A 14,752-nucleotide genomic window follows, 5' to 3' on the forward strand; every position below is an offset into this window, starting at 1 on the left:
GAGTCCGGATGCTGCGCACGCGCTTCTGTGAGGTTTTCGGGGTGGCGCACCCCATCGTCCAAGGCGGCATGCAGTGGGTGGGCCGCGCGGAGCTCGTGGCCGCTGTGGCCAACGCGGGCGCGCTCGGGTTCCTCACCGCGCTCACGCAGCCGACGCCGGAGGACCTGGCGAAGGAGATCGTCCGCTGCCGGGAGCTCACGGACAAACCCTTCGGGGTGAACCTCACGATCCTGCCGTCGATCAACCCGCCGCCGTACGTCGAGTACCGCGACGTGATCACCAGTTCCGGCGTGCCCGTCGTCGAGACCGCCGGGTTCAACCCCGCCGAGCACCTGCCCGCCTTCCGCGCGGCCGGGGTGAAGGTGCTGCACAAGTGCACCAGCGTCCGCCACGCGGTGAAGGCGCAGGCCCTCGGTGTGGACGGCGTTTCCATCGACGGGTTCGAGTGCGCGGGGCACCCGGGCGAGGACGATGTCCCGGGCCTGGTGCTGATCCCCGCCGCGGCCGAGCAGGTCACCATCCCGATGATCGCCTCCGGCGGGTTCGCCGACGGCCGCGGCCTCGTCGCCGCGCTTGCGCTCGGCGCCGACGGCGTCAACATGGGCACCCGGTTCCTCGCCACGGCCGAGGCGCCGGTGCACGACAACGTGAAGCAGCGCCTCGTCGAGGCGACCGAGCGCGACACGGAGCTGATCTTCCGGTCGCTGCGCAACACCGCCCGGGTGGCGTCCAACGCCACGAGCCGAGAGGTGGTCGGCATCCTGGCCGGCGGCGGTGGCTTCGACGACGTGCGCGACCTGGTGGCGGGCAGCCGCGGCCGCAAGGTGTACGAGACCGGCGACGTCGACCTCGGCGTCTGGTCCGCGGGTGTGGTGCAGGGACTCGTCCACGACGTGCCGACGGTGGCGGAGCTCGTTTCCCGCGTCGTCGCCGAGGCACACGAGATCATCGCCGGCCGCCTGGCCGGCGTGCTGGCCTGAGGAGGACACGGATGGACATCGCGAACACGGTCGCGCTCGTGACCGGCGGGGCGTCGGGGCTGGGCCTGGCCACCGTGAAGGAGCTGCACAAGCGCGGCGCGAAAGTGGTGGTGGTCGATCTGCCCACTTCGGACGGTGCCGCGGTCGCCGCGGAGCTGGACGGCGTGTTCGCCCCGGCCGACGTGACGAGCGAGGCCGACGTGCAGGCCGCCGTCGACACCGCCGCGTCGCTGGGCGACCTGCGGGTGGTCGTGAACTGCGCGGGCATCGGCAACGCGGTGAAGACCGTCGGGAAGAAGGGGGCGTTCCCGCTGGACGCGTTCACGAAGGTCGTTTCGGTCAACCTGATCGGCACGTTCAACGTGCTCCGGCTGGCCGCCGAGCGCATCGCGGGCGTGGACCCGGTGGCCGACGAGCGCGGGGTCATCGTGAACACCGCGTCCGTGGCGGCGTTCGACGGTCAGGTCGGGCAGGCGGCGTACTCGGCGTCGAAGGGCGGGATCGTCGGCATGACGCTGCCGATCGCGCGCGACCTGGCGAGCCTCAAGATCCGCGTGATGACCATCGCGCCGGGGCTGTTCCGCACGCCGCTGTTCGCGACGCTGCCCGAGGAGGCCGTCGAGTCGCTGGGCGCGCAGGTGCCGCACCCGTCCCGGCTGGGTGATCCGGCGGAGTACGCGGCGCTGGCCTGCCACATCGTGGAGAACCCGATGCTCAACGGCGAGACCATCCGGCTCGACGGCGCCATCCGCATGGCCCCGCGCTGAGCCTAGACTCGGCGGGGAAGCTTCCGGACTCGATGGGTGGAACATGGTGCGTGCGCGGGAGGCGGTGGCGTCGGCTTCGGTCTCGATCGAGGTCGAGCCGGGGGCCGGCTGGCGGCACTACGAGGAGCTGGAGCTGACGCCTCTGCTCGCCGCCGCGCTCGACGCGTTCTACGAGCACGGTTTTCACGGCACCTCGGTGCGCGACATCGTCCGCCGGGTCGGGCAGACCGTGCCTTCGCTGTACTACCACCACGACAGCAAGGAAGGTGCGTTCGCCGCGTTGCTCGACCTGGGCACCGGCGAAGCAGTCAGCCGGGTCAACGCCGCGGCGGCCGACGCGGCCGGCCCGCGCGAGCAGCTGGTCAACGTCGTCGAAGCCGTGGTGCTGCACATGACGCACCGCACGCGGCTGGCGGCGCTGGACCTCGAGCTACGGCACCTCTCGCCGGACTCGCGCAAGCGTTACGCCGCGCGCCGCAAGGAGATCGAGACCGTCCTGACCGGCGTCATCGAGGACGGCGCGCGCGAGGGTGTGTTCACGGTGGCCCACGCCGAGGAGACGGTGCGGGCCGTGCTGGGCATGTGCCAGTCGATCGCGCGCTGGTACCAGCCCGGTGGCCCGCTGAAGCCCGAAGAGCTCGCCGAGCGGTACGTGGACCTCGCGCTGCGCACGGTCGGCGCGCGGCCGGTGAAGCGCAAGCGCTGAGGCGCGTCACGGACGCGGCGCCGGCTCCAGATAGAGGGTGCGCCAGATGACCTCGGTCATGGAGTCGGCCAGCGTGTCGTCCTCGGACTCCGGGGTGAAGCGCAGCGTCTGGTGGCACGTGCGCTCGACCATCCAGGTGAGCGCGGAAGCCGTGGCGCGCACGGGCATCGGGGCGATCGTGCCGGCGGCCTGACCGCGTTCGATGATCGCCGCGATGGCGTCGGCGATGCCCTCCATGATGCCGCGGTAGAGCTCGTCGACCTCGGAGTCGTAGGCCGCCATCTCGATCACGGCGTAGAGCACCGAACGGTGGTTGCGGTAGCGGGCGATGATCTCCGTGAGCGCCGCCCGCAGGTCCTCAGGATCGCGCGCGTCGGCGCTGTCCCACCAGCGTTGCGCGGCCTCGGTGAGGTCGGCGAACACGTGCTGGGCGAACAGCCGCAGCAGCTGGCCCTTGTCCTCGAAGTAGACGTAGAAGGTGGCGCGCGAGATGCCGCCCTCGGACGCCAGGCGGTCGACGCTCAGCTCGGTGAACGTGAGTCCCTCGCCCATGAGGCGCTCGGTGGCCTCCAGCAACTGGCGGCCGAGCGTCTCCCGGCGCTGCTGCTTGCGAGCGGTCTGGGGCTTGCGGGTCACCGACGGCATCCAGCCTCCTTTTCTTCGGTATCACCCTACCGGCTCGCCGCTCGAATTGACTGGACAGAGAATCCAGACATACTGTCTTGACAACATGTGAGCTGGGCCATACGCTCAACTTAACGAACGCTAGATAGCTCTCCGAGGTCACAGCCGACCGATTCGGGCGCCCGCGGCGCACCGGTCGGCTCCCCGTCCGGTTCCCCTGCCAGGAGTGCCCATGTACCCCGGTGTCCACGCCGAGCAGTTCCCCGACAAACCCGCCGTCATCGTGGCGGGCGGCGAGGTGCTCACGTACGGGCAGCTGGAGGAGCGTTCCGCGCGCCTGGCGCGCTACCTGCACGACGCGGGCCTGCGGCGCGGCGACCACATCGCGCTCCTTTCGGGAAATGACCCGAAAGTGTTCGAGGTCTACTGGGCCGCGCTGCGCTCGGGCCTCTACATCACCGCCGTGAACCGGCACCTGTCGCCGGCCGAGGTCGCCTACATCGTCGAGGATTGCGGCGCCGAGGCGCTGATCGTGTCGGCCGGGCTCGCCGACGTGGCCGAGGCCGTCGTCGCGGACACGCCGAAGGTGCGCATCCGCCTGGCGTACCGGGCAAGCGTGGCCGGGTACGAGTCCTATGAGGACGCGCTGGCGAGCACGTCGGCCGAGCCGCTGCCGGAGCAGCCGCGGGGCATGGACATGCTCTACTCGTCCGGCACCACCGGCCGGCCCAAGGGGATCAAGCCGCCGCTGCCCGAGCGCCGGGTCGACGAGTCGGGTGACGTCTACGCCGCGGTTTTCGGGCCCCTGTACGGGTTCGGCCCCGACACGGTCTACCTCTCGCCCGCGCCGGTCTACCACGCGGCGCCGCTGCGCTTCGGCGGTGTGGTGCAGGCGCTGGGCGGCACGGTGGTGCTGATGGAGAAGTTCGACGCGGAGCAAGCGCTTTCCGCGATCGAGACCCACCGCGTGACGCACAGCCAGTGGGTGCCGACGATGTTCGTCCGGATGCTCAAGCTCCCCGAAGCCACGCGCGCGAAGTACGACCTGTCGAGCCAGCGCGCGGCCATCCACGCCGCGGCGCCGTGTCCGGTCGACGTCAAGCGCGCCATGATCGACTGGTGGGGCCCGGTCCTGCACGAGTACTACTCGTCCACCGAGGGCAGCGGCATCACGTTCATCGACAGCGAGCAGTGGCTGCGCAAGCCCGGCTCGGTCGGGCCGGCCGGCGTCGGCGTGCTCCGGATCTGCGGCGAGGACGGCGAAGAGCTGCCGGCGGGCGGCATCGGCACCGTCTACTTCGAACGCGACGCGCTGCCGTTCGCCTACCACAACGACCCGGGCAAGACCGCCGAAGCGCAGCACCCGGAGCACCCGACGTGGACCACCACCGGCGACGTCGGCTACGTCGACGAGGACGGCTTCCTGTTCCTCACCGACCGCAAGGCCTTCATGATCATCTCCGGCGGGGTGAACATCTATCCGCAGGAGATCGAGAACGCGCTGACGCTGCACCCGAAGGTGCTCGACGTCGCCGTGGTCGGCGTGCCCGATCCGGAGATGGGCGAGGCGGTGCAGGCGTTCGTCGAACCCGCGGGCGAGGCCGCGCCCGGGCTCGGCGACGAGCTGCGCGAGTACCTGCGCGAACGCATCGCGCACTACAAGGTCCCGCGGGCGTTCACCTTCGTGGACCGGCTGCCCCGCACTCCCACCGGGAAGCTCGTCAAGGGCGAGCTCACCCGCTGACCGACCACCTCGGACTCACCAGGAGCGAGAAGATCATGCAGATCAAGGCCGCGGTGCTGCGCGCCGCCGACGGGCCCTACCGGATCGAGGACGTCGAGCTGCCCGCGCCGGGCGCGGGCCAGGTGCTGGTGCGCATCGCCGGTGCCGGGCTCTGTCACACGGACCTGCTGCCGCGCGCGCCGGGTTTCCTGGCCGCGCCGCCGATCATCACCGGGCACGAGGGCTCGGGGATCGTCGAGGCCGTGGGCGCCGAAGTGACGAGCCTGGCGCCGGGTGACCACGTGGTGCTCTCGTTCGACTTCTGCGGCCACTGCGCCAACTGCGTCGCCGGGCACCCGTCGTACTGCGAGACCTTCTTCCCGCGCAACCTCACCGGCCACGACCCGGACGGCGAGCAGCCGGTGCTCGACGTCGCCGGCGAGGCCGTGGCCGCACGCTGGTTCGGGCAGTCGTCGTTCGCCTCGCACTCGGTGGTCGCCGCGCGCAACGCGGTGAAGGTCGACCCGGAGCTGCCGCTGGAGCTGCTCGGCCCGCTCGGCTGCGGCATCCAGACCGGCGCGGCCTCGGTGTTCAGCGCGCTCGGCGTGGCGCCCGGCACGAGTTTCGTCGTGTTCGGCGCCGGCGGCGTGGGCCTGTCCGCGGTGATGGCCGCGCGGGTGGCCGGTGCCGCGCGGATCGTCGCCGTGGACCTCAACCCGCGCCGACTGGAGCTGGCGAAGGAGCTCGGCGCCACGCACGTCGTCGACGGCGCCGCGGCCGACCTGGTCGAGCAGCTGCTCGCGGCGACGGGCGGCGCTCAGTACACGCTGGACACCACCGGGGTGCCGTCGGTGATCACCACGGCGATCGCGGTGCTGCGCCCGACCGGCACCTGCGGGCTCGTCGGGGTGCAGCAGGGCGACCTGGTGCTCGACCCGACGGCGCTCGCCGTGGGCCGCAACGTGATGGGAATCCTCGAGGGCGACGCCGTGCCGCAGGTGATGATCCCGCGGTTGATCGAGCTGTGGCGCCAGGGCCGGTTCCCGTTCGACCGGCTCGTGGAGACGTTCCCGTTCGAGGAGATCAACGAAGCCGAGCAGGCGAGCCTGAAGGGCGAGGTCGTGAAGCCCGTCCTGGTTCCCTCCGCGCGGAAGGAGTGAGCACGTGAAGATCGTCGTGGACCGCGCCCGCTGCACCGGGCTGGGCATCTGCGAGTCGTTCGCGCCCGAGGTGTTCGAGGTGGACGACAACGGTGACCTGGTCCTGTCGTCCGAGACCGTGCCCGACGGGCTGGAGTCCGAAGTGGAGCAAGCCGTGACGGGGTGCCCGACCGAAGCACTGAGGCTTGTGCAGTGACGCGTCTCGTGGTGGTCGGTGCCTCCCTGGCCGGGTTGCGGGCCGTGGAGGGCGCGCGCAAGGCCGGGTTCACCGGGCCCGTCACGCTCGTCGGCGCCGAGGAACACCTGCCCTACGACCGGCCGCCGCTGTCGAAGGCGTTCCTCGACGGGCCGGTCGCCGCGCCGGTGTTCCGCGAGGAGCAGGTGCTGCGGGACGAGCTCGGCGTCGAGCTCGTGCTCGGCACCCGGGCGCACGCGCTCGACCCGGCCGAGCGCGTGGTGCACGCGGGCGAGAAGGAGATCCCGTACGACGGCCTCGTGATCGCCACCGGCGCGACCGCCCGGACGCTGCCCGGCACGAGCCACCTGACCGGCGTGCACACGCTGCGCACCCTCGACGACGCGCTCGCCGTGCGCGCGGCCCTCGACGCCGGCGCGCGCACGGTGGTGATCGGCGCCGGGTTCATCGGCTCGGAAGTCGCTTCGGCGGCGCGCAAACGCGGTCTCCCGGTGACCGTGGTGGAGGCCGCGCCGACGCCGTTGATGCGCGCGATCGGCGCCATGGGCGAACCGTGCTCGGCGCTGCACCGCGCGAACGGCACGGACCTGCGCTGCGGCGTCGCCGTGACTGGTGTCGAAGGCCACGACCGTGTCGAACGCGTGCGGCTGGCCGACGGCACGACGCTGGACGCCGACCTCGTCGTGGTCGGCGCCGGCGCGGTCCCGGCCACGGACTGGCTCGCGGGCAGCGGCCTCACGCTGGAGGACGGCGTGGTGTGCGACGAGACGCTCGCGACCGGGCTGCCCGGCGTGTACGCCGCGGGTGACGTCGCCCGGTGGGCCAACCCGTTGTTCGGCCGGGCCATGCGCCTGGAGCACTGGAGCAGCGCCGCGGAGCAGGGGGCGGCGGCGGGCGTTGCCGCCGCGTTGCCGGGGGCGGCCGAGCCGTACGAGACCGTGCCCTACTTCTGGTCCGACTGGTACGACAGCCGCATCCAGTTCGCCGGCGTGCCCGACGCCGACGAGACCCAGGTGGTGCTCGGCGATCCGGACGCGGGCCGGTTCGTCGCGCTGTACCGCTCCGGCGATCGCCTCACCGGCGTGCTCGCGGTGAACAAACAGCGGGAGATCATGAAGTTCCGGGCCCTCATCGCCCGCCGCACCGACTGGTCCGGCGCGCTCGACTTCGCCGCCCGGCGGCGGGAACCCGTGTCCGAAGGAGTGCGCTGATGCACGAACACGAAGCCCTGTACATCGACGGCGCGTGGGTGCGCCCGGCCGGCGGTGCCACGCTCGCCGTGATCTCGCCGGACACCGAGGAACGCATCGGCACGGTGCCGCTCGCCGGAGAGTCCGAAGTGGACTCCGCCGTCGCCGCTGCCGGCCGCGCGCTGCGGTCCGCGGAGTGGGGCGGGCTCACGCCGGAGGCCCGGTCCGGGCTGCTGATGGCGTTCGCCGAGGAGCTGGGCAAGAACCTGGCCCAGCGCGCCGAGCTCACCACGATCCAGAACGGCATGCCGATCACCGTCGCCACCGCCGCGGAGGGCGCCGGCCCGGTCGGGATCCTGCAGTACTACGCCGCGCTCGGGGCCGCGCCCGCCGAGGAGCGCCGGCCGCGGCTGGACGGGCAGGGCGTCACCGTGGTGCGCAAGGAGCCGGTCGGCGTGGTCGCGCTCGTGGTGCCGTGGAACTTCCCGCAGGTGCTCACGATGTTCAAGCTCGCGCCGGCACTGGCCGCGGGCTGCACCGTGGTGCTCAAGCCCTCGCCCGAGACCACTTTGGACGCTTTGGAGCTGGCGGCCACCGCGGAGCGCGCCGGCCTGCCCGCGGGCGTGCTGAACGTGATCTCCGGCGGCGCCGACATCGGCGAGTACCTCGTGACGCACCCGGGCGTGCGGAAGGTCGCGTTCACCGGGTCCACGCCCGTGGGCCGCAAGATCGGCGAGGCCTGCGGCCGCCTGCTGCGTCCCGTCACGCTGGAGCTGGGCGGGAAGTCGGCGGCGATCGTGCTCGACGACGCCGACCTGGCGGCCACCGTGCAGGGCCTGGCCACCGCGAGCCTGCTCAACAACGGCCAGACCTGCTACCTCTCCACGCGCATCCTCGCCCCGCGCTCACGCCACGACAAGGTCGTCGCCGCGCTGTCCGGGCTGGCGTCCGCGCTGACCGTCGGCGACCCGCTCGACCCGGGCACGCACATCGGCCCGCTCGTCAGCGACAAGCAGCGGCGCAAGGTCGAGGAGTACGTGGCCGTGGGTCGAGAGTCCGGTGCGACGCTCGCCGCCGGCGGTGGACGGCCCGACCGTGACCGCGGCTGGTACGTGCAGCCGACCGTGTTCGGCGGCGTCGACAACGGCAGCCGGATCGCGCGGGAGGAGATCTTCGGCCCGGTGCTCACGGTGATCCCGTACGGCGAGGTCGACGAAGCGGTCTCGATCGCCAACGACTCCGACTACGGCCTCGGCGGCACCATCTGGACCTCCGACGTGGAGAAGGGCCTCGACGTGGCGCGCCGCGTCGAGACCGGCAGCGTCGGCGTGAACTTCTACGACCTCGACCTGGGCGCTCCGTTCGGCGGTGTGAAGGCCAGCGGCGTCGGCCGCGAGCTCGGGCCCGAGGGCCTGGCCGCCTACCAGCAGCTCAAGTCCGTCTACTTGGGACAGGAGATTCCCGCATGACCGCCATCGTGACCCCGCAGCAGCGCGAGTACGACGAGATCGACCTTTCGTCGCGGGCTTTCTGGTCGACCCGCGCCGCCGACCGCGAACGCAGTTTCGCGGCGCTGCGCCAGGAGCGTCCGGTGTCGTGGCACCGGCCGGTCGAGGACGCGCTGATGGAGGACCCCGAGGACCCCGGCTACTGGGCCGTGGTCCGCCACGCCGACATCGTCGAGGTGAGCCGCCGCAACGACGTGTTCGTGTCCGGCCAGGGCGTGATGTTCGAGAACATCCCTGAGGAGATGCTCGAGGCGTCGCAGTCGTTCCTGGCGATGGACCCGCCGCGGCACACGAAGATCCGCAAGCTCGTCAGCGCCGCGTTCACCCCGAAGCAGGTGCGCCGCATCGAGGAGCAGATCAAGGCCAACGCGGCCGACATCGTCCGTGAGCTGGCCGACGCGGGCAGCGGCGCCGACTTCGTTCGCCAGTGTTCGGGGCAGCTGCCGATCCGGACGTTGTCGGACATGGTCGGCATCCCCCAGGCCCACCGCGAGAGCGTGGCCCACGCCGCCGACGCGTCGGTGTCCTGGGCCGACCCGGTCTACCTGGCCGGGCGCGACCCGATCGACATGATCTTCGAGGCCCAGATGACGCTGCACGGCGTGGCGTTCGAGATGGCCGAGCGCCGCCGCGCCCACCCGGCCGAGGACCTGATGACGAACCTCGTGCAGGCCGAAGTGGACGGTGAGCGCCTCACCGACGAGGAGATCGCGGCGTTCTTCGTGCTGCTGTCGGTGGCCGGCAACGACACCACCCGCCAGACCACCAGCCACACCCTGCGCGCGCTCACCGACTTCCCGGAGCAGCGCGAGTGGCTGATGGCCGACTTCGACGGTCGCATCGGCAGCGCGCTCGAGGAGTTCGTCCGCTGGGCCTCTCCGGTGATGACCTTCCGCCGCACGGCCGTCGCGGACTTCGAGCTGGGCGGGCAGCGGATCAGCACCGGCGAAAAAGTGGTGATGTTCTACGCGTCGGGCAACTTCGACCCCGAGGTGTTCGACGAGCCGGGCCGTTTCGACTTGCGCCGCAGCCCCAACCCGCACGTGAGCTTCGGCGGGGGCGGCGCCCACTTCTGCCTGGGCAACCAGGTCGCCAAGGCCCAGCTGCGCGCCCTGTTCGGCGAGCTGCTGCGCACCCTGCCGACCATCACCGCCGGCGAGCCCGACTACCTGGCCGGCAACTTCGTGCACGCCGTGCGTGCCATGCCCTGTCACTTCTGAGCAGCAGTTCCTCCAGCAGCCCGAACAGACCGGAGACCAGCCATGCCCGCGTTCAGCAAGCCCGAAGAGATCTACCAGTACATCGGCGGCATCTTCGAGACCGCGTTCGCCGACGCCGACCTCGCCGCCAAGCTCGCCGGCACCGGCCTGGTGCTGAAGATGGTGTGCACCAACCCCGAGTCCGCGCTGCTGATCGACACGCAGAACCGCCGTGTGGTCGGCGACGCGTTCGACGCCCCGGCCGACGCGACCATGACGATGGACAGCGAGGTCGCCAACGGCTATTGGCAGGGCAAGGTGAACCTCACGTTCGCCATGGCCCGCGGCAAGGTCAAGGTGGACGGTCCGGTGTCGAAGTTGATCAAGCTCGCCCCGCTGTCGAAGAGGCTCTTCCCCGTGTACGTCGAAAAGCTGCGCGCCGACGGGCGCGAGGACCTGATCGTCGGCTGAGTCGAGAAGGGCGAGCACAACGGTGGGTGCGGAAGTCGTCGTCGAGGGCCCGACGAAGTCGTTCGGGCGCCAGACGATCTGGCGGGACGTGACCCTCACCCTGCCCCCGGGTGAGGTGTCCGTCCTGCTGGGTCCCTCGGGAACCGGGAAGTCGGTGTTCCTCAAGTCGCTGATCGGGCTGCTCAAGCCCGACCGCGGCCGCTGCGTGGTCGACGGCGTGGACGTGGTCACGTGCTCGGAGCACCGCCTCTACGAGGTGCGCAAGCTGTTCGGGGTGCTGTTCCAGGACGGCGCGCTGTTCGGCTCCATGACCTTGTTCGACAACATCGCGTTCCCGCTGCGCGAGCACACGCGTAAGTCGGAGACGGAGATCCGGCGGATCGTGCACGAGAAGCTGGAGCTCACGGGCCTGGCCGGTGCCGACGGCAAGCTGCCCGGCGAGATCTCCGGGAGGCATGCGCAAACGCGCCGGGCTGGCGCGCGCGCTCGTGCTCGACCCGGAGATCGGGCTCGTCGACGAGCCCGATCTCCGGGCTGGACCCGGTGCGCACCGCCTACATCCCGCAGCTGTTCCTCGACGTCAACGCTCACAGCGACGCGACGTTCCTCATCGTCACGCACAACATCAACCTCGCCCGGACCGTGCCCGACAACCTCGGCATGCTCTTCCGCCGCGAGCTCGTGATGTTCGGGCCGCGGGAAGTGCTGCTGACCAGTGAGGAGCCGGTGGTGCGCCAGTTCCTCAACGGCCGCATGGACGGCCCGATCGGCATGAGCGAGGAGAAGGACTCGGCGACCATGTCCGCGGAACGCGCGAAGTTCGCCGCCGGGCACGGCCTCGGACATGACGCCTTCGGCGTCGACGAGGTCGCCGGCATCCCGCGGCAGATGCGGCCCGCGCCCGGTCTGCCGGCGCGGCCGAGTGAGGCGCGGCGCAAGGAACGCGCGCTGCGGCTCCTGCCGACACTGCCCGAGGCGGCACAGGACGGGATTCTCGCGTCGCTCACCCCCGAGGAACGCCGCCGCTACGGCGTGGACCGCCTGGACCGCGTGGACCAGGGCCGCCACCGCGTCGAGGAGGTCTCGTGAGCACCGCGTGGACGTTTCCCGGCTCGCGCGCGTTCGGCCACACCGGCCGGTTCGCCTTCGAGGCCCACCAGTCCACGACCTCCGGCCCGGCCGCCGACACCGCCTTCTCCGACAGCGCCGCCACCTCCGCCGTCGCCGGCCAGCTCAGCGCCGCTTTCGAAGCCGTCTTCTCCCTCGACTACCAGGACGTCGCCAAAACCGACCGCGCCGCCGACCAGTACCTCACCGGCAACGCCGTCACCCAGTACCGGCAGCTGCTTTCGGCGGTCCAGCAGCAGGCCGTCCCCAACCACCTCACGCTCACCAGCCGCGTCCGCACCATCGGCATCAAGGACATCACCGGCACCACCGCCCACGTCCTCGTCTTCGCCGACCAGACGACCTCCCGCGCCGGCACCCCCGACACCTCCAGCGGCGGCGCGCAGGTCCGCCTGACCGCCACGGAAGACAACGGCCACTGGCGCATCAGCGACATCGCCGTCTTGTAAGCCAAAATTGGCCGTTCGGTTCGCCGCGACGACCCGTTCGGCCACCGCGCCGGCCCGCGCGTCCGGCGAAGTTGACCTTGGTACCGCCGGCTTCTTACGTTCGGAGCAGAAACCGGGCGAGGGGAGCGTCGATGGACATCCGCGGGTACGAGCCGGGGCTGATCTCAGCGGAAGCCGCTTTCACCTCCGATTTCGCGCTCCCCGGTCAGCTTCGGGGTGCGGCAGATTTCGGACCTGGTGGAGGCCGACCGGCCCGCCATGGACGTCCGCCCCGGGATGCGGCACAAGTACCTGCCGTCGCGGTTCGACCCCGTCGCCGCAGTCCCTCAGGTCGGTGCCGATACTTGTTCGACACGTGGTCGCACGCGCTGGACTACGAGCGGTTCACCACCGAGGAGCTGGAGTTCGAGCCGGGGGTGAAGTTCTGGGACCGCCCGTTCTTCCACGGCGTCGTGCGCCACGTCTGGCAGGTGATCGGAGCGCACGACCTCACCCCGCTCGCGAGCACCCATCACGTCAACCGGTTCGAAAGTGGCATCTCGGCGAGCCGAGTCCGTTACGGCGAAACAAAACTGGGCTGCCTGGAAACCAGGCAGCCCAGTCCGGGTAGGTCAATCCTCAGCTCACCAGCCGCGCGAACGCCACTCCGCGAGCTTCGGCCGCTCAGCCCCCAACGTCGAGTCATCCCCGTGCCCCGGGTAGAACCACGTGTCGTCCGGCAGCTCGTCGAAGATCCGCGCCGAAACATCGTCCAGCAGCGACGCGAAGTCCTCCGGCGACGACGTCTTCCCCACGCCGCCCGGGAAAAGCGAGTCACCCGTGAACAGGTGCGGGTGCCCGGCCGGGTCGCGGTACAGCAAGGCGATCGACCCCGGGGTGTGGCCGCGAAGGTGGATCACTTCGAGCGTGACCTGGCCCACCTGGAGCGTGTCGCCGTGTTCGACCAGGAAGTCGGGCGGCACGGGCAGCGGCGAGGCGTCCAGTGGGTGCGCGGCGGTGTTCGAGCCGTTGGCGCCCGCCACGGCGCCCAGGGCCTGCCAGTGGTCCTGGTGCTGGTGGGTGGTCACGACGGTGCGCAGCGCGGGCCGGTCGGGGCCGTGGCCGATGAGGTCGGAGATGCGCTCGGGGTCGTTGGCGGCGTCGATCAGCAGCGCCTCGTTCTCGGCGCGGCAGACGAGCAGGTACGCGTTGTTGTCCATCGGCCCCACGGAGAGCTTGGTGATGGTCAGCGCGTCCAGCGTGCGGCGGGCGGCGTCGCCGCCCGGTTCGACGTGCCCGGTGTAGGTGTCGGCGATGTTCACGTCCACACGGTAGCCGGGGCAACGCGGTCTGTCCCACCCCCGCGCACGTAGGCTCGGCGCGACCAGCCGGGCGACCCCAGGGAACCAGTGCCGAACACCGCGACACCGCACCACTCCACCCGACGGATCAGCTGGGACCTGCTCAGAGTCATCGCGATCGTTTCGGTCGTGCTCGGCCACGTCACGCACCAGGGCGCGCTGCTGCACGGCGAGCTGACCGGCTACCCGTTCCGCGTGCCCGCGCAGTTCGGGGCCGCCGGTCTGATGGTGATCTCCGGGTACTTCGTGTGCGTGAGCGTCCGCAAGCCGGACACGGGCCGGTGGCTGTGGAGCCGCGTCGCGCGGCTCGTGCCGGCGTACCTCGTCGCGGTGCTCGTCACCTATGTCGTCACGCGCTACGCCGCCATCCGCTTCAGTGGCCTGCCCGTGCCCGACGGTTTCAGCGGCTTCCTGTTCGGAGTGCTGCAGGGCCCGCCGGCGGACCCGTTCCCGTGGTACATCCCGACCTGGCAGGACCTGCTCACGAACCTGGGGATGATCCAGGCGTGGGACTACTACGGGTTCCACTACCTCGACGGTTCGTGGTGGACGCTGCCGGTCCAGCTGTTCGCGTTCTGCGCCGCCGCGTGGTTGTTCCCGCGGCGGTGGCGTACCGATCGAGTGATGATGTGGCTCGTCTGGATGTTGATGGTCGCGCCCGCGGTGGTCCGGTTCGGGATCTTCGACCCCGGCAGCACGCCGATCCAGGTCGTCAACGTCTTCTTCGGGCTCGGCCTGCAGCGCACGCACCTGTTCGCCATGGGGATCGCGCTGTGGCTCTGGAGCGGGAAGCGGCTGAAGTCCTGGCACCTCGGACTGCTCGTCGCGGCCTGTATCGTGGTACAGGACCTGCACGTCTTCCCGTTCCACCGGGCGATGGCCCAGGACCCCGCGCGCTGGCCCTCCACGATCGGCTTCGCCGTGCTGCTGCTGGTGATCTGCCTCGCGGCACGCGGCGCCGACTGGCGGTTCCCGGGTCTCGCGCGGGTCGCCCCGGCGCTCACCTGGCTCGCCGGGATCTCGTATGGTCTCTACCTGGTGCACCAGGAACTGGGTTACGTCCTGGCGCGCGCCCTGCTGGACATCGGTGTCCCCGGCTGGCTGCGGCTCCCCGCGGTGCTGGCCGGCGCCGTGCTGGCCGGCTGGGCGCTCACCGCGTGGGTGGAACGGCCGCTGCACCGGCGCCTGACCGCCCGGCGGGCGGGCAAACCCGCCCAGGAACCCGCAAAAGCCCAGGTCGAAGAGCCGGAGCCCGTTTCTGTCGGTGGTGCGTCCTAGCATGGACGCGGCCGCCCGTGCAGGACTTCCACC

General features: G+C 71.1%; 14 protein-coding genes and 1 pseudogene. 13 read left to right on the top strand and 2 right to left on the bottom strand.

Annotated features, from left to right (window positions below; all coding sequences use genetic code 11):
- Positions 1-8 precede the first annotated feature (8 nt).
- Genes ABZU76_RS43375 through ABZU76_RS43385 form a run of 3 tightly spaced genes read left to right on the top strand, consistent with a single transcriptional unit; the run spans position 9 to position 2,453 of the window.
- On the top strand, positions 9-980 hold the full coding sequence (locus ABZU76_RS43375; protein WP_354881751.1) for a nitronate monooxygenase family protein: 972 nt from the start codon (positions 9-11) through the stop codon (positions 978-980).
- Positions 981-991: 11 nt separating this feature from the next.
- Positions 992-1,747, top strand: coding sequence for a 3-hydroxyacyl-CoA dehydrogenase (locus ABZU76_RS43380; protein WP_354881754.1), 756 nt, complete (start codon positions 992-994; stop codon positions 1,745-1,747).
- A gap of 43 nt (positions 1,748-1,790) precedes the next feature.
- A complete protein-coding gene (locus ABZU76_RS43385) occupies positions 1,791-2,453 on the top strand; it encodes a TetR/AcrR family transcriptional regulator (RefSeq protein WP_354881757.1) in 663 nt (220 codons plus the stop codon).
- 6 nt (positions 2,454-2,459) lie between these two features.
- Here the strand turns inward: ABZU76_RS43385 and ABZU76_RS43390 are convergent, their stop codons facing one another.
- Complete coding sequence (locus tag ABZU76_RS43390) at positions 2,460-3,098, bottom strand: TetR/AcrR family transcriptional regulator (RefSeq protein WP_354881760.1); 639 nt, start codon at positions 3,096-3,098, stop codon at positions 2,460-2,462.
- Between the two features lie 211 nt (positions 3,099-3,309).
- Here ABZU76_RS43390 and ABZU76_RS43395 point away from each other — a divergent pair, with 211 nt between their 5' ends.
- The 9 genes and pseudogenes from ABZU76_RS43395 (at position 3,310) to ABZU76_RS43435 (ending at position 12,101) form a co-directional block, all read left to right on the top strand.
- Positions 3,310-4,821, top strand: coding sequence for an acyl-CoA synthetase (locus tag ABZU76_RS43395; RefSeq protein WP_354881763.1), 1,512 nt, complete (start codon positions 3,310-3,312; stop codon positions 4,819-4,821).
- Positions 4,822-4,856: 35 nt separating this feature from the next.
- Positions 4,857-5,960 carry an NAD(P)-dependent alcohol dehydrogenase gene (locus tag ABZU76_RS43400; protein ID WP_354881766.1) on the top strand — a complete coding sequence of 368 codons (1,104 nt, stop codon included), beginning with the start codon at positions 4,857-4,859 and terminating at the stop codon, positions 5,958-5,960.
- Between the two features lie 4 nt (positions 5,961-5,964).
- Positions 5,965-6,156 (top strand): ferredoxin, encoded by a 192-nt coding sequence (locus tag ABZU76_RS43405; RefSeq protein WP_354881769.1) that lies wholly within the window; start codon positions 5,965-5,967, stop codon positions 6,154-6,156.
- Positions 6,153-7,367 (top strand): FAD-dependent oxidoreductase, encoded by a 1,215-nt coding sequence (locus ABZU76_RS43410; RefSeq protein WP_354881772.1) that lies wholly within the window; start codon positions 6,153-6,155, stop codon positions 7,365-7,367. The genes ABZU76_RS43405 and ABZU76_RS43410 overlap by 4 nt, the downstream gene beginning before the upstream one ends.
- Positions 7,367-8,815 (top strand): aldehyde dehydrogenase, encoded by a 1,449-nt coding sequence (locus ABZU76_RS43415; protein WP_354881775.1) that lies wholly within the window; start codon positions 7,367-7,369, stop codon positions 8,813-8,815. Before ABZU76_RS43410 ends, ABZU76_RS43415 begins: the two co-directional genes overlap by 1 nt.
- Complete coding sequence (locus ABZU76_RS43420) at positions 8,812-10,074, top strand: cytochrome P450 (RefSeq protein ID WP_354881777.1); 1,263 nt, start codon at positions 8,812-8,814, stop codon at positions 10,072-10,074. The genes ABZU76_RS43415 and ABZU76_RS43420 overlap by 4 nt, the downstream gene beginning before the upstream one ends.
- 42 nt (positions 10,075-10,116) lie before the next feature.
- Positions 10,117-10,524: an SCP2 sterol-binding domain-containing protein gene (locus ABZU76_RS43425; RefSeq protein ID WP_354881780.1), complete on the top strand. Its 408-nt coding sequence runs from the start codon at positions 10,117-10,119 to the stop codon at positions 10,522-10,524.
- A gap of 22 nt (positions 10,525-10,546) precedes the next feature.
- Positions 10,547-11,613, top strand: a pseudogene (locus ABZU76_RS43430) (ATP-binding cassette domain-containing protein).
- Positions 11,610-12,101 (top strand): hypothetical protein, encoded by a 492-nt coding sequence (locus tag ABZU76_RS43435; protein WP_354881783.1) that lies wholly within the window; start codon positions 11,610-11,612, stop codon positions 12,099-12,101. The pseudogene ABZU76_RS43430 and the gene ABZU76_RS43435 overlap by 4 nt, the downstream one beginning before the upstream one ends.
- Before the next feature lie 623 nt (positions 12,102-12,724).
- Here the strand turns inward: ABZU76_RS43435 and ABZU76_RS43440 are convergent.
- Positions 12,725-13,402 carry an MBL fold metallo-hydrolase gene (locus tag ABZU76_RS43440; RefSeq protein ID WP_220241986.1) on the bottom strand — a complete coding sequence of 226 codons (678 nt, stop codon included), beginning with the start codon at positions 13,400-13,402 and terminating at the stop codon, positions 12,725-12,727.
- A gap of 87 nt (positions 13,403-13,489) precedes the next feature.
- On the opposite strand from ABZU76_RS43440, the gene ABZU76_RS43445 reads away from it, so the two are divergent.
- The gene (locus tag ABZU76_RS43445; protein ID WP_354881786.1) at positions 13,490-14,719 is read left to right on the top strand and encodes an acyltransferase; all 1,230 of its coding nucleotides are present in this window, start codon (positions 13,490-13,492) and stop codon (positions 14,717-14,719) included.
- Positions 14,720-14,752 lie beyond the last annotated feature (33 nt).

This window comes from Amycolatopsis sp. NPDC005232 (assembly GCF_040607795.1).
Taxonomy (GTDB): Bacteria; Actinomycetota; Actinomycetes; order Mycobacteriales; family Pseudonocardiaceae; genus Amycolatopsis.